Genomic DNA, 17,279 nt, shown 5'->3' with positions numbered 1-17,279 from the left:
GTTGAAAAAGGGTAAACTCAATAGGTTCAATTGCTTAGAAGGCGGAAAGGTGGATCTACGGCCTGCGGAGGCACGTTGTGCGGACGCAGACATGAAGTCTCCGCCCTTCGGTCACAATCTCGGCTCCACTCGGCGATACCCCGGTTGCCTCCGAGGGGCCATGATGAAAGACCAGCTGAAATTCGACCTGTTGCTGTTTGGTGCGGCGATCGTTGCGACCGCAGCCGTGCTCGGGGCTGATCTCGATCTCTCCGCGTTGCTTGACGACCACCTCGATTTCGCCGTCTTGTTCAGGACCATGGCGGGATTCGGATGAATCGCCTCGAACCCCAATGGCGCCTGTCGCGGGCCGGAAGCCGCGCTCCGATCTTCAACGACTTCCGCGAGAGGCCAAGACGTGACCAGCGCCACTCCGCAATCGAACTGGTTCTCCAGGACCGATCTCACCGGCGGAATCGTTAGGTTCACCGAACCTCACGTGCGTGAATTCATGCGCGCCAACATCTACTTCATACCTGGGCGGGATCGCGACCTCCTCGTGGACACGGGCATGGGGCTGTCGAGCCTTGCAGCGGTCCTGCCGGAGACGGGCAGTCCGCTGCTGGCGGTCGCGACCCACATCCATGTCGATCATGTCGGCTCCCTCCACGAGTTTGCCAATCGGGCCGGACCGCGCGCGTCCGGCGCGGCCTTTGCGACGATGCCCGAGCGGCTGACCTACGCGAACATGTTCCGCGAGATGGTCGATCCGCTGGGGGCGCTCCCGGCCGAAGGCTGGGAGATCGCTTCGTATTACATCGAACCGGCGCCGCTGACGCGCCTGCTGAGCGAGGGCGAGACGATCGACCTGGGCGACCGCACGTTCCGGGTCATCGAACTGCACGGCCACTCGCCCGATTCCATCGGGCTCTTCGACGACCATGACGGCCTCTTCTTTTCGGGGGACGCGATCTACGACGAGACGCTGATCGACGAGCTGCCGAATTCCGACCGGCGCGTCTATCGCGAGACGATGCGACGGTTGCTCGAACTGCCGGTGCGCCTGGTGCTGGGCGGACATGGCGAGCCTTTTGGCGGCGAACGCATGCGGGAAATCGCGAGGGCGTATTTGAGGAAGTGACTTCAGCCTGACTCTGCGCGTCGGTTGGGAAGCACAACGACATCCGCACCGGCAAAATACCGCTTTACATCCGCCCGGTCCGGAGCATTCATCCTGTCGTTCAACGGTGGGGAGCGTTTCATGTCCTTAGAAGTCTGGGCCGCCTTCGCGGCCGCATCCGCGGTGCTACTGGTCATTCCAGGTCCGACGATTCTGCTCGTCGTCTCCTACGCCCTTGGTCAGGGCTGGCGGACCGCGCTGCCGATGGCGGTCGGCGTCGCACTCGGGGACTTCACCGCGATGACGCTGTCGATGCTCGGCATCGGTGCACTGCTGATGGCGTCGGCTACCGTCTTCACCGTGCTGAAATGGATCGGCGCGGCGTATCTCATCTATCTCGGCGTCAAGCTCTTCCGCGCCGGCGGGACGCTGGACGCCAATCCGCGCACAGATGCGGTGTCAGCCTCGAAGATGCTTGTGCATGCATGGCTGGTGACGGCGCTCAACCCCAAGAGCATCACATTCTTCGTCGCCTTCCTGCCGCAGTTCCTCAACCGCGAGGCCGATTTCTGGACGCAGATGGCGATCTTTGAGGCGACATTCCTGACGCTCGCTTTCGCCAATGCCTTCGGCTATGCGCTGGTCGCCTCGCGGGCCCGCAGCCTGGTGCGGAACCCGCGCGCCATCACTCTGTTCAACCGCACCGGAGGCACGCTGCTGGTCGGAGCGGGCGTCGCCACGGTCGCGATGCGCTCCTCGCACTGATCTTCCTGCCGGGCGGTCGCGCCTAGCCGATGGTTCCTGCGATCTTGGTGATCTCGAGGAAATCCAGGAGGATGGCGATCATGACGCCGCCCGCGGTCAGGATCAGCCCCGTCATGAAGATACGGTTGGCGCGCAGGAAAGGCCGCCGCTGCAGGCATTTGTGATCGAGGAGATCCGACAGCGCCTTGATCTGCAGAATGATGCCGATGAAGATCGGGAAGAGCGCGAATGCGTCCAGCGGCTCCCATGGTATCGGGTTGGCCGCCCAATGGGTGACGAAGCCGAGCGAGAAGGCGAGCACGATCCCGACGACGGTCAGCGTACCGTTGCGGAAAATGGTCTCGACGAGGTCGTCCTGGTTCGGGTCATGCAGGTTCATGGTCACCTTGAATATCGCAGCTTCTGCAGAAGGCAAAGATGCGTCGGGAATCGCCGCGCGCTGTCCTTGAGCCGCCCCTTGCAGCGTTTCGTCCGAAACGCCATCCTGTCCGAAAGTGGATGCTGCGATGATCTTGCGCGACAATCTCGATCTCCCCGTGACCGGCGCGACAGGCGAAGCGCTGCAGCATTATGAGCAGGCCCTGCACGAGCTGCAGTGCTTCATTGGCGATCCTGTCGCCACGATCGACAGGGCGATCGCCGCCGCGCCGGGTTTCGTCATGGCGCATGTCTTCAAGGGATTTCTCTTCGGCCTTGCCACCGAGCGCGAAGCGAGCGCCGTCGCGGCCGACTGCGCGGCCGCCGCCGCAAGCCTCGGCGGAACCGAACGGGAGATGACGCACGCCGCAGCTCTTGGCCATCTTTCGCGGGGCGGCTGGCATCAGGCCGGCGCGATCCTCGAGGATCTGACGATAGACGTGCCGCGCGACGCGCTGGCGCTGCTCGCCGGCCACCAGATTGATTTCTTCACCGGGAATGCCCGTATGCTCCGCGACCGCATCGCACGCGCGATGCCGGCGTGGTCGGCGGCGATGCGGGGGTATCATTCCATCCTCGCAATGCAGGCCTTCGGCTACGAGGAAACGGCCGACTATGCGCGCGCGGAGGCGCTGGGCCGGCGCGCCATCGACCTGCAGCCGCGCGATGGGTGGGCCCAGCACGCGGTGGCCCATGTGATGGAGATGCAGAGCCGCCAGCGCGACGGTATCGCCTGGATGCGCGGCAACGAGGCGCAATGGACGAAGGAGAATTTCCTCCAGGTCCACAATTGGTGGCACCTCGCGCTCTTCCACTACGATCTGGGCGAGGCCGAGGAGGTGCTGGCGCTTTACGACGGTCCGATCTACGGCGCGCGCTCGACACTGGCGCTGAACATGGTCGACGCGTCGGCCATTTTGTGGCGGCTGCATCTCGGTGGTGTGGATGTCGGTGATCGCTGGGCCGCGCTGGCGGCCAACTGGACGCCGAAGGGAAGGGCCGGCAACTACGCCTTCAACGACGCCCACGCCATGATGGCCTTCGTCGGCGCAGGGCGATCGGGAGCGGCCGACGAACTTCTGGAGGTCCAGAGGGAGGCCATGGCCGCCGGCGACGACAATGCCGCCTTCACGCGCGACGTCGGCCATCCGGTCTGTCTTGCGATCCGCGCCTTCGGCGATGGCGACTACGCGGCGGCGGTCCGGCTGCTGCGGCCGCTCCGCGCGATCGCCCATCGCTTCGGCGGCAGCCATGCGCAGCGCGACGTCATCGACCTGACCCTGATCGAGGCGGCGCTGCGCTCCGGCCAGAAGGCGCTTGCGTCTGCCCTCGTGGCGGAGCGGTTCGCGTCGCGTCCCGACAGCCCGCTGTCGGCGCTGTTTGTCAGGCGCGCCGATGCGTTGGCCGCGACCCAAGTCCCCTGAACGGTAGCCTCCCGGCCTACGGGCCATATCCGGACCAATTTTTGCGAAGCCCGAATAAAATGGCTCACGCCTCTCGCTTTCCGCATTTTCATGTGCTGAATTGCTGCTGGGAGCATGCGGAGGAGAGCTGCCGCACCTCGTATCGGCGGCCGTTGGAGAACAGTGTCCGCCTGCGATGACGGCTCTGGGAGGAATACGATGTATCTCGGCTTCGATCTGGGAACGTCGGGCGTCAAGGCGCTGTTGATCGACGGGGACCAGCGCGTCGTTGCCACCGGGCACGGCGACCTGGAGGTTTCGCGGCCGCATCCGGGATGGTCCGAGCAGGCCCCTGCGCACTGGCTGCGCGCTACCGAGGACGCGGTGTCTGCGCTGAAGGCTTCGAATTCGAAGGAGTTGGCGGCAGTCAGGGGCATTGGCCTCTCTGGCCAGATGCATGGGGCGACACTGCTCGACAACACCGATGCCGTACTGCGTCCGTGCATCCTTTGGAACGACGTGCGCAGTCACGGGGAGGCGGCGAAGCTGGACGCCGATCCGCGGTTCCGGAGGATCACCGGCAACATCGTGTTCCCCGGTTTCACCGCGCCGAAGCTGGTGTGGGTGAGGAACAATGAGCCCGACGTGTTCGACAGGGTCGCAAAGGTGCTGCTCCCGAAGGACTACCTGCGGCTCTGGCTGACGGGCGAGTATTTGTCCGAGATGTCGGATTCGGCAGGCACGTCGTGGCTCGACGTCGCCGGTCGCCGATGGTCTCCTGAACTGCTCGATGGGACCGGAATGCGAGAGGACCAGATGCCGGGTCTGGTGGAAGGCACCGAGCCTGCCGGCATCCTGCGGGCCGAGCTCGCTTCGAAATGGGGGATGTCGGGATCGGTCGTTGTTGCGGGCGGGGCCGGCGACAATGCCGCGTCGGCCTGCGGCATGGGCACGGTCGCCCAGGGGCAGGCGTTCGTCTCCCTCGGCACGTCGGGCGTGCTCTTTGCGGCCAACGGCTCCTACCTGCCCAATCCGGGCAGCGCGGTGCACACATTCTGCCACGCGCTGCCGAATGCCTGGCACCAGATGGGCGTCATCCTGTCGGCGACAGATTCCCTCAACTGGCTCTGCGGCATCACCGGCAAGAGCGCCGGCAACCTCACCGAGGAGCTGGGGGATACGCTGAAGGCTCCCGGCAGCGTCTCCTTCCTTCCCTACCTGTCGGGCGAGCGCACACCACACAACGACGCTGCCATCCGTGGCGCGTTCGTCGGCCTTGGCCATGAATCGGGTGCTGCCGCGCTCACCCAGGCCGTGCTTGAAGGGGTCGCTTTCGCGTTCCGCGATTGCCTGGAGGCACTCCGGGCGGCCGGCACCCAACTCGAACGCGTCACGGCGATCGGCGGCGGGTCGCGTTCGCGGTATTGGCTGAAATCGGTTGCGACTGCGCTTGGCGTGCCGGTCGATATCCCCGCCGATGGCGACTTTGGCGCGGCCTTCGGCGCAGCGCGCCTCGGCCTGATCGCGGCCGAAGCCGCCGATCCATTCGCTGTCTGCACCGCGCCGCAGACCGCCGGCACGGTCGAACCAGACGCCGGCCTTTCCGACGCCTATGGAGCCGCATACCAGCGCTATCGTTCTCTCTATCCAGCCATCAAGGACGTCACGACATGACCACGGGATTTTTTGGCGACATCAAGCCGGTCAGGTACGAGGGGCCGGATTCCACCAATCCGCTGGCCTACCGCTTCTACAATCCCGACGAAGTGGTAATGGGCAAGCGCCTGGAGGACCATCTGCGCTTTGCCATCGCCTACTGGCATTCCTTCGCCTGGGAGGGGGGCGATCCGTTCGGCGGCCGCACGTTCGATAGGCCCTGGTTCGGGGACACGATGGAACTTGCCAGGCTGAAGGCAGACGTCGCCTTCGAAATGTTCACGCTGCTCGGGGCGCCCTACTACTGCTTCCACGACGCCGACGTGCGACCTGAGGGCAAGGATTTTTCCGAAAGCAGGGCGCGGCTCGATGAAATCGCCGAGATGTTTGCCGCCAAGCAGAAGGAGACGGGGGTAAAACTGCTCTGGGGCACGGCGAACATGTTCTCGAATCGCCGCTGGATGGCGGGTGCGGCGACCAACCCGGATCCGGACGTGTTCGCCTACGCCGCGGCGACCGTGAAGGCCTGCATGGATGTTACCAAGCGGCTGAACGGCGAGAACTACGTGCTGTGGGGCGGCCGCGAGGGCTACGAGACCCTGCTCAACACCGACCTCAAGCGCGAGCGTGAGCAGGCCGGCCGCTTCCTGTCGCTGGTCGTCGACTACAAGAAGAAGATCGGCTTCACGGGCACCATCCTGATCGAGCCCAAGCCGCAGGAACCGACCAAGCACCAGTACGACTATGACGTCGCCACGGTCTACGGCTTCCTCAAGGATTTTGGCCTCGAGAACGAGGTCAAGGTCAACATCGAGCAGGGCCATGCGATCCTGGCCGGCCACTCGTTCGAGCACGAACTGGCGCTCGCCGGTTCGCTCGGCATCTTCGGCTCGATCGACATGAACCGCAACGACTACCAGTCTGGTTGGGATACCGATCAGTTCCCCAACAACGTGCCGGAGATGGCGCTGGCCTACTACTTCGTCCTGCTGGCGGGCGGCTTCAAGACCGGCGGCACCAATTTCGATGCGAAGCTGCGCAGGCAGTCTCTCGATCCGCAGGACCTGCTGATCGGGCATATCGGCGCCATGGACTGCTGCGCCCGGGGCCTGAAGGCCGCGGCGCGCATGATCGAGGACAAGGCGCTGTCGGGCCCGCTGGAGGAGCGCTATGCGGGTTGGAAGTCGGGGGAGGGCAAGGCGATGCTGTCCGGAAAGCGCACGCTGGAGGAGATCGCCGAGCGCGTGGTGAAGGAGAAGATCGAGCCGCAGCCGAAATCCGGTCGCCAAGAGTACCTGGAGAACGTCGTCAACCGCTATGTCTGACAAGCGCCTCGATCCCTCGGCCCTGGCGGCGATCGCAGCCGCCGGCGCACAGGTTCCGCGTTACGACCGAGGGCGCCCAGCCGGGATCGTGCATCTTGGCGTCGGCGCCTTCCACAAGGCGCATCAGGCCGCGTACACGGAAACGGCCCTGGGCGCATCAGGCGGTGACTGGATGATCGCTGGCGTCTCGCTGCGCTCGGCCAGGATCGCGGACGAACTCAACCCGCAGGACGGGCTCTACACACTGCTGACGCGGAGCACCGAAGGAACGTCGGCGCGCATCATCGGCAGCATTTCCGAGGTCCTGGTCGCGCCGCGCGATCCTGCTGCGGTGCTCGCACGGATAGCGGCGCCGGACACGAGGATTGTCAGCCTCACAATCACCGAGAAGGGTTATGGGCTGGATCCCGCCACCGGCGGGCTCGACCGCAGCCATCCGGCGGTTGCCGCGGACCTGTTGGCGCCGCGCAATCCACAAGGCGCCGTCGGCTTCATCGTCGAGGGCATTCGGCTTCGCCGGGAGCGCGGACTGGCGGTGCTGACCGTCCTGTGCTGCGACAACCTCCCCCATAACGGCGCAATCCTGCGCCGGCTGGTGGTCGAGTTCGCCCGCGAGCTCGATGGGGAACTCGCAAGTTTCATCGAGGCCGAGATTCCCTTCCCCTCGACCATGGTGGACCGCATCACGCCGGCCAGCACGCAGAAGACGCTGGATGACACACAGGCGCTGACGGGTTTTGACGATCCTGCGGCGGTTGAGACCGAGCCGTTCTCCCAATGGATCATCGAGGATCGCTTCGCCTCCGGCCGTCCGGAATGGGAAGCGGGCGGCGCGCTCTTCGTGACGGATGTTGCTCCATACGAGAAGATGAAGCTGCGCATGCTGAACGGCGCGCATTCGATGCTCGCCTATGCCGGTTTCATCGCCGGCCATGCCTTCGTCCGCGAGGTGATGGCGGATACAGACCTCGCTGTGCTGATCGAGCGGCAGATGCAGGCGGCCGCCATGACGCTCGATCCCGTTCCGGGTATCGACCTGGACGCCTACGCCAAGGACCTGCGGGCGCGCTTCGCAAACCGGGAGATTGCGCACCAGACCTATCAGATCGCCATGGACGGCACGCAAAAATTGCCCCAGCGCCTGCTTGAACCGGCAATGATCACGCTACGCAAGGGCCTGCCGCTGGACGCCTATGCCTTCGCGGTTGCCGGTTGGCTGCGGTATTGTGTGGGCATGGACGAGACGGGCAAGAGATACGAACTGCGCGATCCGCGCGAGGCCGAAATCGCCGCACTGGTCGACGGTGCGGGATGCGACGCGGGCTCGATCGTGGACCGAATGTTCGCACTGCCGGGCCTGATGCCGGAAGAGCTTTCGCGCTCGGACGAGTGGAACCGGGCTGTGAAATCTCGCCTTGAGATCATGCTTGCCAAAAGCATGCGCCAGGCGATCGCCGCGGAAGTCGGAAGGGCGCGCGCGGCTTAGGTTCAGGCGCTCGTCCAGTCCTCGACGCGGAGATTTGGAACGAAACGGAACGCGCGGTCGGCGCTGACGAGGGTTGCGCCGATTGAAAGCGCGTGGGCGGCGATCAGCATGTCGAGAGGACCGAGGCTCTTGCCAAGTCCCTCCATTGCAGCGCGGAGCGTCCCATAGGTTGTCGCGGCCTCGCGAGTAAAGGGCAGGATCTCGATCTCAGCGAAGAACGTCTCGTTTGCCGAGGCGAGCTTAGTCGCCTCCGGCCTGCGCCTCAGACCGAAGGTGGACTCGCCGTAGGTAACGACCGAGACACAGAGCTCTGCTGGTGATCGTTGGACCAACTGATCGAGCACCGGTTGTGATCGCTTGCTGACGGCCTGGCGGACAATGTTGGTGTCCAGCATATAGCGCGCGCTCATGCGAGCGGATCGTCACGCTCGTGGATACCCTGGTCCCTTTCGAAAAAGTCGTCAGGAATATCTCCAGGCTCCAAGGCATCAACGGCTGCGAGAAACGCGTGCCATGACCCGGTTGGCTCCACCTTTTGGGACAGGATGACGTCACCTGAGACGGGGTCGCGGCGTATGTTGACTTCGGTGCCTTCGAAGCGGAACTCAGCGGGCAGGCGGACGGCCTGGCTGCGGCCGTTCTTGAACAATTTTGCGGTGGCGGTCATGCGCACCTCCTGATGATATATACTGGGATATATACCATACCAAACCCAGTCCTCAAACCAAGGTGTGCGTTCAACCTCGCCGCATCGTCACCGGCGACCTGCCGAACATCGCCGAGAAGGCGCGTGAGAAGGCGGAGGCGCTGGAGAAACCCGTGCGCGCGGCGATGTCGGCCATGGGCACCGCCGTGTCGAGCACGAGGCGCCGCGCCGCGTTCAGGCGCAGCCGGTGATAGTAGGCGCCTGGCGTTTCGCCAATCGACTTTTGGAAGATGAGTTCCAGCGTACGTGCGGTCACGCCCGTTCGGCGGGCAATCGCGGCAACGGTCAGCGGTTGGTCGACATGTGCTTCCATCAGACGGATCGCCTGCGCGAGCCTGGCGTCATACCCGTCCAGCCGCCCGAGCGACACCAGCGGCTGCGCGTCGGTGGCGGCGCGCGCCTGGTCGTAGATGAAGACGCTGGCCACATCGAGCGCCACGGCCATTCCAAGGCGGGAGCGGATGAGGTGCAGCATCAGGTCGAAGGTCGGCGAGGCGCCGCCCGACGTGAAGACCGGACCGTCGATGACGTAGCGGTCTGGCCTTACGTCGGCGCCCGGAAAGGCCGCGGCGAAATCCTCGAGATCCTCCCAGTGGGTCGTCGCTGTCCTGCCTTCCAGCAAACCGGCATGACCGAGCAGCCAGGTGCCCGCTTCGATGCCGCCGATGGCGCGCGCCGATCGCGCGACCCGCCGTATCGCGGTGTTGAGCGCCGGCGTCCCGAGATCGCGCGTGCCGAAACCTCCGACCATGACCAGCACGTCCGGGCGGTCTGCCGCGTTGAGGCGTCCGCTCACGGAGACGGGCAGGCCGGACGTGGTGACCGGGGGCGTACCGTCAAGCGAGACGACCTGCCAGTCGAACAGGATTTCGCCGGCGATGCGGTTGGCGGCGCGCAGCGGGTCGATAGCCGAGGCCACGCACATGATAGAGGCGCCTGAGAAGATCAGGAAAGTCAGGCGGAGCGGCGTCCGTTCGGCCTGGAAGATCGAGGGCGTTTCGCGTTTCATCAACCGGGATTCGTAAAATGCAAAGCAAGGGTTAGCAAGGCGGGGGATGATCCAACTGGAACTGCATGGGAGGATATCATGCCGCTCGAAATGAGCCGCGAGGTGTTCATCACCTGCGCCGTCACCGGCTCGGGCAGCACCCAGGACCGCAGTCCGCACGTTCCGCGCTCGCCGAAGCAGATCGCCGACGCGGCTATCGATGCCGCGAAGGCCGGAGCTGCGATCGTGCACTGCCATGTGCGCGATCCCGAGACGGGAAAGCCGCGCCGCGACGTCCATCTGTATCGGGAGGTGACGGAGCGCATCCGCGCTGCCGATGTGGACGTGGTGCTGAACCTCACGGCCGGTATGGGCGGCGACATGGTGTTCGGCCCGGTCGAAAGCCCGCTGCCGCTCAGGGAGCAGGGCACGGATATGGGAGGCGCTTCGGACCGCGTCGAGCATGTCCGGCAATGCCTCCCGGAGATCTGTACGCTCGATTGCGGCACGATGAACTTCAACGAGGCCGACTACGTCATGACCAACACGCCGGGCATGCTGCGCGCCATGGGCGGCATGATGACGGAGATGGGGGTGAAACCGGAGATTGAGGCCTTTGACACGGGCCATCTGTGGTTCGCCAAGCAGCTCGTGTCCGAGGGCGTGCTGAAGGCCGATGCCCTGGTGCAGCTCTGCATGGGCGTGCCGTGGGGCGCGCCGGACGATCTCAATACCTTCATGGCGATGGTCAACAACGTGCCAGAGGACTGGACCTGGTCCGCCTTCTCGCTCGGCCGCAACCAGATGGCCTATACTGCGGCGGCTGTCCTGGCGGGCGGCAACGTGCGCGTCGGACTGGAGGACAACCTCTGGCTGAACAAGGGCGTGCTCGCCACCAATGCGCAACTCGTCGAGCGAGCGGTGAGCATCGTATCCAACATGGGCGCGCGCGTGCTCGGGCCGGATGAGGTCCGCAGGAAGCTCAATTTGACCAAGCGCGCGCCGGTGAAGGCGTAAGGCGCGCACTATGTTGGCGCAACTTTGCACCCCCCTCTGTCCTGCCGGACATCTGCCCCTCAAGGTGGGAGATAGCCCTGCCGCAAAGGTTTCGCCAATCGCCAACGGTGCAGAACGGGCGTCAGCAATTCAACCGCCAATCTCCCTCCTTGAGGGGGAGATGTCCGGCAGGACAGAGGGGGGCGACGTAGAACGCTGTTGCCTCCGTGAAGTGGAGGCAGAGCAATGAGCATTTCCAAGGCGGCCTGCATCGGCGGCGGCGTGATCGGTGCGGGCTGGGTTGCCCGCCTTGTGCTGAACGGCATCGACGTTTCCATCTACGACCCCGACCCCGAAGCCAAGCGCAAGGTCGGCGAGGTCATGCGCGGCGCACGGCGGGCGTACAAGCGGATGGCGACGAATGGCCTGCCGAAGGAAGGCAAGATCACCTACGCCAAGACCATCGCCGAGGCGGTGGCGGACGCGGACCTGATCCAGGAGAGCGTGCCGGAACGGCTCGACCTCAAGCACAAGGTGCTGGCCGAGATAGACATGCACGCGCCGTCGAGTGCGCTGGTCGGGTCGTCCACGTCCGGCATCAAGCCGACCGACATGCAGGTGGCGATGAAGAACCATCCCGAGCGGCTGGTCGTCGGCCATCCGTTCAATCCCGTCTATCTCCTTCCGCTGGTCGAGATCGTCGGGGGCAGGGACACGTGGCCCGAGGCGATCGAACTGGCCAGCGAGATCTATGCCTCGATCGGCATGAAGCCGGTGGTGATCCGCAAGGAGATCGAGGCCTTCGTCGGTGACCGCCTGCTGGAGGCGGCGTGGCGGGAGGCGCTGTGGCTGGTCAAGGATGGCATTTGCACGGTCGAGGAACTGGACGACATCATGCGCTACGGCTTCGGCCTGCGCTGGGCGCAGATGGGCATGTTCCAGGTCTACCGCATCGCCGGGGGCGAGGCGGGCATGCGTCACTTCATGGCCCAGTTCGGGCCCTGCCTCTCGTGGCCATGGACGAAGCTGATGGACGTGCCGGAGTTCAACGACGAACTGGTGGACCTGATCGCCACGCAGTCGGACGAGCAGTCCTCAAAATGGTCGATCCGCGAGCTGGAAAAGATCCGCGATGACAATCTTGTCGCCATCATGGAGGCGTTGTCGACACAGAACGGCGGCAAGGGGTGGGGCGCGGGCGCGCTGCACAAGGACTATGTCAGGCAACTCGGCAAGACTGGAGCGGGCGGTTCTGCCGCCGCCGCCAAGGCGAGGGCCACGAAGCCGAAGAAGGCTGTAAAGGCGACGAAAAAGAAGGGCTGACCCCATGCATTTCGGGCTCACCGAAGAACAGCAGCTCATCGTCGACACGACCCGGTCCTACGTCGAGAACGAGCTCTATCCCCACGAACGGGAGGTCGAACGCTCCGGCCACCTGCACATGGATCTGGTCAAAGAACTGCAGGCGAAGGCGATCGCCGCCGGTCTCTACGCCGCCAATATGCCGGTCGAGGTCGGAGGGGCGGGTCTCGATACGCTGACCTGGCTGCTCTACGAAAAGGAGCTCGGCAGGGCGAATTACGCACTACACTGGACCTGCGTGGCGCGGCCCTCGAACATCCTGCTCGCCGGGAGCGACGAGCAGAAGCAAAAGTACCTGTACCCCTGCATTCGCGGCGAAACCTGGGACTGCCTTGCCATGACAGAGCCGGGCGCCGGCTCGGACCTGCGCGGCATGCGGGCGACCGCCGTGGAGAAGGGCGGCGACTGGCTGCTGAACGGAACAAAACACTTCATCAGCCACGCCGACATCGCCGGCTTCGCCATCTGCTTCATGGCCTCGGGCGAGGAGGAGACGCCGCGCGGAAAGCGCAAGAAGATCACCGCCTTCTTCGTCGACAAGGGCACCAAGGGGTTTGCGGTGCGCGATGGCTACCGCAACGTCTCGCATCGCGGCTACACCAACTCGATCCTCGAGTTCGACGACTGTCGGGTACCGAAAGAGCAGATCCTCGGCGAGGTGCACAAGGGTTTTGAAGTGGCGAACTCCTGGCTAGGCGCGACGCGCCTGCAGGTGGGCGCTACCTGCCTCGGCCGCGCCGACCGTGCGCTGGGGCACGCCATCGAATATGCCGCCCAGCGCGAACAGTTCGGGCAGCAGATCGGCAAGTTCCAGGGCGTGTCGTTCAAGCTTGCCGACATGGCCAAGGAATTGAAGGCGGCGGAGCTCATGATCCTCGAGGCCGGCTGGAAATACGATGCCGGCACCGTCACCGACCAGGACATGGCGATGGCCAAGCTGAAGGCGACCGAGATGCTGGCATTCGTCGCCGACGAGGCGATCCAGATCCACGGCGGAATGGGGCTGATGGACGATCTTCCGCTGGAGCGCATCTGGCGCGACGCACGGGTGGAACGTATCTGGGAGGGCACGAGCGAAATCCAGCGTCACATTATCAGCCGGGCGCTGCTGAGGGCCGTCGGGGGCTAGGGACTGCATGGCGAAGTCTGGCATCAGGGAAACCGACCTCTACCCGCCCGTGAAGCGCTTGCTCGAGGGGCAGGGCTACACGGTCAAGGGCGAGGTGGGCGCTGCCGATGTCGTGGCGATGCGCGACGGCGAAGAGCCGGTGATCGTCGAGCTCAAGGCCGGCTTCTCGCTGTCGCTGTTCCATCAGGCGATTCAGCGGCAGGCGCTCACCGATGCGGTCTATGTCGCCGTTCCGCGCGGCGCGGGCCGCGCCTGGTTGAGGGCGCTGGCCGACAACAACGCGCTTTGCAGGCGGCTCGGCCTCGGCCTGATCTCCGTGCGCCTTGCCGACGGCTTCGTCGAGATCCACTGCGACCCGGCGCCCTACAAGCCGCGCCAGTCGAAGCCCCGCAAGACGCGCTTGCTGCGTGAATTCGCCAGGCTGGTCGGGGACCCCAATCGCGGTGGGGCCGTCCGGCGCAACCTTGTGACCGGCTATCGCCAGGAGGCGCTGCGCTGCCTCAAGCTGTTGTGCGATCTGGGACCTACCAAGGCTGCCGAGGTCGCGCGGCAGACCCGGATCGCCCATGCCCGGCGCATGATGGCGGACAACCACTATGGGTGGTTCGAGCGGACCGCGGTCGGCATCTATGCCTTGAGCCCCAAGGGAACGAGGGCGATGGACGATTACGCCTTCGAGATCGAGAGCCTCGCATCGGCTGCGCATGGCGAGCCTCCATCCGACCCGGCTACGGCGACCTCATGACCCGCCCCCGGACCCGCGACCTTTCCCGCATGCTACGCCCGAAATCCGTCGCCGTGGTCGGCGGGGGAGCCTTCGGCGCCAATGTGATCAAGCAATGCCTCAAGATGGGGTTTGCAGGCGACATCTGGCCGGTGCACCCGACCAGGGCTGAGGTAGAGGGGCTGCGGGCCTTCAGGACGGTGGCCGATCTTCCCGATGCGCCGGACGCCACCTTCATCGGCGTCAACCGCTTCCTGACGATCGATGTCGTGCGCGCACTCCGGGAGATGGGGGCGGGCGGCGCGATCTGCTTTGCCGCTGGCTTCCGCGAGACCGGCGACTACGACGACGATGGCGAGCGGCTGCAGTGCGAACTCGTGGAGGCCGCCGGGCAAATGCCGGTGATCGGCCCGAACTGCTACGGCCTGATCAACTATGCGGATGGCGCGCTCCTGTGGCCCGATCAGCACGGGGGCCGGCGGCTCGGGAAAGGCGAGCGCGGTGTCGGCATCATCACCCAATCCTCCAACATCGCCTGCAACCTGACGATGCAACAGCGCGGCCTTCCCGTCGCCTTCCTGATGACGGCCGGCAACCAGGCGCAGACCGGGCTCTCGGAGATGGCGCTCGGCCTGCTGGAGGACGAGCGGGTCTCTGCGCTCGGCCTGCACATTGAGGGGTTCGACAGTGTCGATGGCTTCCAAAGGCTCGCCCTGCGCGCCCACGAGCTTGGCAAGCCCATCGTCGCCATGAAGGTCGGCCGCTCGGAAAAGGCGCGCGCGGCGACCGTCTCGCACACGGCGTCGCTCGCCGGCTCAGATGCGGCATCCTCCGCCTTTCTGACGCGGCTCGGCATCGCGCGTGTAGATACGATCCCCTCCTTCCTCGAAACCCTGAAGCTGCTGCATGCGGTCGGGCCGCTGACAGGCTATGCCCTGTCCTCGATGAGCTGCTCGGGAGGCGAGGCTTCGGTGATGGCCGACACGGCGGAAGGGCGCAGCGTGTACTTTCCGAAGGTGACGGACGAGCATCGCGCCCGGATACAGGCGACGCTCGGGCCGATGGTCGCCGTCGCCAACCCGCTCGACTACAACACCTACATCTGGAACAACGAGCCGGCCATGACCGCGACTTTCTCGGCGATGGTCTCGGGCGGGTTCGATCTCAACCTGCTGGTGCTCGATTTTCCGCGCACGGACCGCTGTTCCGATGCCGACTGGTGGGCGACGGTGCGCGCCTTCGAAGCCGCGTTGAAGGCAAATAGCGCGAAGGGCGCAATTGTCGCCTCCATGCTCGAAAACCTTTCCGAAGCCCACGCAGTTGACCTGCTGGCGCGCGGTATCGCGCCGATCCACGGCATCGCGGAGGCGTTCGATGCTGCGCAGGCGGCCGCGTTCATAGGAGGGGCGTGGCGGGCTCCCTCCCCCTTGAGGGGAGGGTGGTCGGCCGAAGGCCGACCGGGTGGGGTCGCCTCGGAAGCGCGCGACACCTTGGCGGAGCGTTCTGAGGCTATCGCGAATAACCGCCCATCCGCACCATCGCTGGGCAGAAACGAGACGCCCCGCGCTTCCGCAGCGACCCCACCCGGCCGGACTTTGTCCGAGCACCCTCCCCTCAAGGGGGAGGGGGAAGGCGCGACGGACGAGGCCGCCACAAAGTCCTTGCTGCGCGAGTTTGGCCTTGTCATCCCGGAAGGCATGCGCGCCGACGGCCCCGACGCAGCCGTTGCAGCCGCCGCCACGCTCGGCTTCCCCGTCGCGCTGAAGGCGCTCGGCATCGCGCACAAGTCGGAGGCGGGTGCGGTCCGGCTGAACCTCCATGACGAGGCGGTAGTTCGGATGGCGGCCGAGGCGCTCCAGGGTCTCGGCACGGGCCTCTATGTCGAGAAGATGATCACGGGCGGCATTGCCGAGCTCATCGTAGGCATCAAGCACGACCCTTTGTTCGGACCGGTGATGACAGTCGGTACGGGCGGCGTGCTGGTGGAACTGCTGAAGGACAGTGCGACGCTGATCCTGCCTGCCTCGCGCGCAGAGATCGAGCAGGCGCTGCGCGGGCTAAAAATGTTTCCGCTGATCGATGGGTATCGGGGATGGCCGCGCGCTGATCTCGCCGCCGCTATCGACGCGATCGCGCGTGTCGCTGATTTCGCGCTTGAGAATGCCGATCGCCTTGAAGAATTGGACATCAACCCGCTCATCGTCTGCGCCGAAGGGCAGGGCGCCTGGGTCGCGGATGCGTTGCTCGTCCCGTCCTCCCCCCTTGCGGGGGAGGTGGCCGCAAAGCGGCCGGAGGGGGTACATGCAGAAGGTGTCACCGAGCCGCAGAGTGCGGCCGCGGCAATCCCACCCGCCAGGACTTTGTCCGGCCACCCTTCCCTCGAGGGGAAGGGAAACCCACCCGTTGCAGGAGTCCCTTCATGACGGATGTCATCACCACCCGGCGCGAGGGCGCGATTGTGGAGATCACGCTCGATCGTCCGAAGGCCAATGCGATCGACCTCAGGACGTCGCGCCTCATGGGGGAGACCTTCAAGGCATTTCGCGACGATCCGGAGTTGCGCGTTGCGATCGTGAAGACGGCCGGCGACAAATTCTTCTCGGCGGGTTGGGACCTGAAGGCGGCGGCGGAGGGTGACGCGGTCGACGGCGACTACGGCGTCGGCGGCTTCGGCGGGCTGCAGGAACTGCGTGACATGAACAAGCCGGTGATCGCCTGCGTCAACGGCATGGCGGTCGGCGGCGGCTTCGAACTGGCGCTCTCATGCGACCTGATCTACGCCTCGGACCACTCCTCCTTTGCTCTGCCTGAAATCCGCGCCGGGACCTTGGCCGATGCGGCAACGGTGAAGCTGCCGAAGCGTATCCCCTACCATGTCGCCATGGACCTCCTGTTGACGGGGCGCTGGATGGATGTCGCCGAGGCGCATCGTTGGGGCCTCGTCAACGAGGTGCTGCCGAAGGACAGGCTGGAGGATCGAGTCTGGGAGGTCGCGCGACTGCTCGCCTCCGGCCCGCCTCTCGTCTTCGCCGCGATCAAGGAGGTGGCGCGCGAAGCTGAATCCATGACCTTCCAGGATGCGATGAACTGGATCACCAAGCGCAAGTTCCGCACGGTGGACATGCTCTACGACTCCGAGGACGGCGTGGAGGGCTTCAAGGCGTTCGCGGAGAAGCGCGACCCGGTTTGGAAGGGGCGGTAGACCAGCTCTTGCCTGCTCATG

Annotated in this window: 17 protein-coding genes; 13 read left to right on the top strand and 4 right to left on the bottom strand. The window is 65.2% G+C overall.

The annotated features are described in order from the left end of the window. The first annotated feature begins 160 nt into the window (after window positions 1-160). The 3 genes from PD284_RS21770 to PD284_RS21760 all read left to right on the top strand — a co-directional run bounded on the left by PD284_RS21770 (window position 161) and on the right by PD284_RS21760 (window position 1,864). Window positions 161-316 (top strand): hypothetical protein, encoded by a 156-nt coding sequence (locus PD284_RS21770; RefSeq protein WP_274630212.1) that lies wholly within the window; start codon window positions 161-163, stop codon window positions 314-316. A gap of 81 nt (window positions 317-397) precedes the next feature. After that, window positions 398-1,120 carry an MBL fold metallo-hydrolase gene (locus tag PD284_RS21765; RefSeq protein ID WP_411956241.1) on the top strand — a complete coding sequence of 241 codons (723 nt, stop codon included), beginning with the start codon at window positions 398-400 and terminating at the stop codon, window positions 1,118-1,120. Window positions 1,121-1,240: 120 nt separating this feature from the next. Beyond that, window positions 1,241-1,864 carry a LysE family translocator gene (locus PD284_RS21760; protein ID WP_274630211.1) on the top strand — a complete coding sequence of 208 codons (624 nt, stop codon included), beginning with the start codon at window positions 1,241-1,243 and terminating at the stop codon, window positions 1,862-1,864. A gap of 22 nt (window positions 1,865-1,886) precedes the next feature. Here PD284_RS21760 and PD284_RS21755 read toward each other — a convergent pair whose 3' ends face one another. Further along, window positions 1,887-2,387: a hypothetical protein gene (locus PD284_RS21755; protein WP_274630210.1), complete on the bottom strand. Its 501-nt coding sequence runs from the start codon at window positions 2,385-2,387 to the stop codon at window positions 1,887-1,889. Between PD284_RS21755 and PD284_RS21750 the strand changes: the two genes are divergently transcribed. From PD284_RS21750 to PD284_RS21735, 4 genes are all read left to right on the top strand, one after another. Beyond that, a complete protein-coding gene (locus PD284_RS21750; RefSeq protein WP_274630209.1) occupies window positions 2,371-3,705 on the top strand; it encodes a tetratricopeptide repeat protein in 1,335 nt (444 codons plus the stop codon). The two genes, PD284_RS21755 and PD284_RS21750, sit on opposite strands and share 17 nt — an antisense overlap. Window positions 3,706-3,903: 198 nt before the next feature. After that, window positions 3,904-5,358, top strand: coding sequence for a xylulokinase (gene xylB, locus PD284_RS21745; RefSeq protein WP_274630208.1), 1,455 nt, complete (start codon window positions 3,904-3,906; stop codon window positions 5,356-5,358). Then, the gene (gene xylA, locus PD284_RS21740; RefSeq protein WP_274630207.1) at window positions 5,355-6,665 is read left to right on the top strand and encodes a xylose isomerase; all 1,311 of its coding nucleotides are present in this window, start codon (window positions 5,355-5,357) and stop codon (window positions 6,663-6,665) included. The genes xylB and xylA overlap by 4 nt, the downstream gene beginning before the upstream one ends. Beyond that, the gene (locus PD284_RS21735) at window positions 6,658-8,151 is read left to right on the top strand and encodes a mannitol dehydrogenase family protein (RefSeq protein ID WP_274630206.1); all 1,494 of its coding nucleotides are present in this window, start codon (window positions 6,658-6,660) and stop codon (window positions 8,149-8,151) included. The genes xylA and PD284_RS21735 overlap by 8 nt, the downstream gene beginning before the upstream one ends. Before the next feature lie 2 nt (window positions 8,152-8,153). On the opposite strand, the gene PD284_RS21730 is transcribed toward PD284_RS21735, so the two are convergent. The 3 genes from PD284_RS21730 to PD284_RS21720 form a co-directional block, all read right to left on the bottom strand. Beyond that, on the bottom strand, window positions 8,154-8,561 hold the full coding sequence (locus PD284_RS21730; RefSeq protein WP_274630205.1) for a type II toxin-antitoxin system VapC family toxin: 408 nt from the start codon (window positions 8,559-8,561) through the stop codon (window positions 8,154-8,156). Further along, window positions 8,558-8,818 carry an antitoxin gene (locus tag PD284_RS21725; RefSeq protein WP_274630204.1) on the bottom strand — a complete coding sequence of 87 codons (261 nt, stop codon included), beginning with the start codon at window positions 8,816-8,818 and terminating at the stop codon, window positions 8,558-8,560. Before PD284_RS21725 ends, PD284_RS21730 begins: the two co-directional genes overlap by 4 nt. Before the next feature lie 70 nt (window positions 8,819-8,888). After that, window positions 8,889-9,869, bottom strand: a complete 981-nt coding sequence (locus PD284_RS21720; RefSeq protein WP_274630203.1) for a GlxA family transcriptional regulator — start codon at window positions 9,867-9,869, stop codon at window positions 8,889-8,891. Between the two features lie 75 nt (window positions 9,870-9,944). Between PD284_RS21720 and bcoG the strand changes: the two genes are divergently transcribed. The 6 genes from bcoG to PD284_RS21690 all read left to right on the top strand — a co-directional run bounded on the left by bcoG (window position 9,945) and on the right by PD284_RS21690 (window position 17,258). Next, the gene (bcoG, locus tag PD284_RS21715) at window positions 9,945-10,862 is read left to right on the top strand and encodes a 3-dehydrocarnitine:acetyl-CoA trimethylamine transferase BcoG (protein ID WP_274630202.1); all 918 of its coding nucleotides are present in this window, start codon (window positions 9,945-9,947) and stop codon (window positions 10,860-10,862) included. A gap of 225 nt (window positions 10,863-11,087) precedes the next feature. Next, window positions 11,088-12,164: a 3-hydroxyacyl-CoA dehydrogenase NAD-binding domain-containing protein gene (locus PD284_RS21710; RefSeq protein WP_274630201.1), complete on the top strand. Its 1,077-nt coding sequence runs from the start codon at window positions 11,088-11,090 to the stop codon at window positions 12,162-12,164. 4 nt (window positions 12,165-12,168) lie between these two features. Continuing rightward, complete coding sequence (locus tag PD284_RS21705; RefSeq protein WP_274630200.1) at window positions 12,169-13,332, top strand: acyl-CoA dehydrogenase family protein; 1,164 nt, start codon at window positions 12,169-12,171, stop codon at window positions 13,330-13,332. Between the two features lie 7 nt (window positions 13,333-13,339). Beyond that, window positions 13,340-14,077 (top strand): DUF2161 domain-containing phosphodiesterase, encoded by a 738-nt coding sequence (locus PD284_RS21700; protein ID WP_274630199.1) that lies wholly within the window; start codon window positions 13,340-13,342, stop codon window positions 14,075-14,077. Then, the gene (locus PD284_RS21695) at window positions 14,074-16,479 is read left to right on the top strand and encodes an acetate--CoA ligase family protein (protein ID WP_274630198.1); all 2,406 of its coding nucleotides are present in this window, start codon (window positions 14,074-14,076) and stop codon (window positions 16,477-16,479) included. The genes PD284_RS21700 and PD284_RS21695 overlap by 4 nt, the downstream gene beginning before the upstream one ends. Further along, complete coding sequence (locus tag PD284_RS21690; protein ID WP_274630197.1) at window positions 16,476-17,258, top strand: carnitinyl-CoA dehydratase; 783 nt, start codon at window positions 16,476-16,478, stop codon at window positions 17,256-17,258. The genes PD284_RS21695 and PD284_RS21690 overlap by 4 nt, the downstream gene beginning before the upstream one ends. The last annotated feature ends 21 nt before the right edge of the window (window positions 17,259-17,279 follow it).

The sequence above is a fragment of the Mesorhizobium shangrilense genome, assembly GCF_028826155.1.
In the GTDB taxonomy this organism is placed as follows: Bacteria; Pseudomonadota; Alphaproteobacteria; order Rhizobiales; family Rhizobiaceae; genus Arvimicrobium; species Arvimicrobium flavum.
This window is presented reverse-complemented; position numbering and strand designations above follow the sequence as displayed.

Excerpts from the sequence above, each read along its gene's own strand:
- PD284_RS21770 (WP_274630212.1), top strand. The coding sequence starts at position 161 with ATGATGAAAGACCAGCTGAAATTCGACCTGTTGCTGTTTGGTGCGGCG.
- PD284_RS21760 (WP_274630211.1), top strand. The coding sequence starts at position 1,241 with ATGTCCTTAGAAGTCTGGGCCGCCTTCGCGGCCGCATCCGCGGTGCTA.
- PD284_RS21750 (WP_274630209.1), top strand. The coding sequence starts at position 2,371 with ATGATCTTGCGCGACAATCTCGATCTCCCCGTGACCGGCGCGACAGGC.
- xylB (WP_274630208.1), top strand. The coding sequence starts at position 3,904 with ATGTATCTCGGCTTCGATCTGGGAACGTCGGGCGTCAAGGCGCTGTTG.
- xylA (WP_274630207.1), top strand. The coding sequence starts at position 5,355 with ATGACCACGGGATTTTTTGGCGACATCAAGCCGGTCAGGTACGAGGGG.
- PD284_RS21735 (WP_274630206.1), top strand. The coding sequence starts at position 6,658 with ATGTCTGACAAGCGCCTCGATCCCTCGGCCCTGGCGGCGATCGCAGCC.
- PD284_RS21730 (WP_274630205.1), bottom strand. The coding sequence starts at position 8,561 with ATGAGCGCGCGCTATATGCTGGACACCAACATTGTCCGCCAGGCCGTC.
- PD284_RS21725 (WP_274630204.1), bottom strand. The coding sequence starts at position 8,818 with ATGACCGCCACCGCAAAATTGTTCAAGAACGGCCGCAGCCAGGCCGTC.
- bcoG (WP_274630202.1), top strand. The coding sequence starts at position 9,945 with ATGCCGCTCGAAATGAGCCGCGAGGTGTTCATCACCTGCGCCGTCACC.
- PD284_RS21710 (WP_274630201.1), top strand. The coding sequence starts at position 11,088 with ATGAGCATTTCCAAGGCGGCCTGCATCGGCGGCGGCGTGATCGGTGCG.
- PD284_RS21705 (WP_274630200.1), top strand. The coding sequence starts at position 12,169 with ATGCATTTCGGGCTCACCGAAGAACAGCAGCTCATCGTCGACACGACC.
- PD284_RS21700 (WP_274630199.1), top strand. The coding sequence starts at position 13,340 with ATGGCGAAGTCTGGCATCAGGGAAACCGACCTCTACCCGCCCGTGAAG.
- PD284_RS21695 (WP_274630198.1), top strand. The coding sequence starts at position 14,074 with ATGACCCGCCCCCGGACCCGCGACCTTTCCCGCATGCTACGCCCGAAA.
- PD284_RS21690 (WP_274630197.1), top strand. The coding sequence starts at position 16,476 with ATGACGGATGTCATCACCACCCGGCGCGAGGGCGCGATTGTGGAGATC.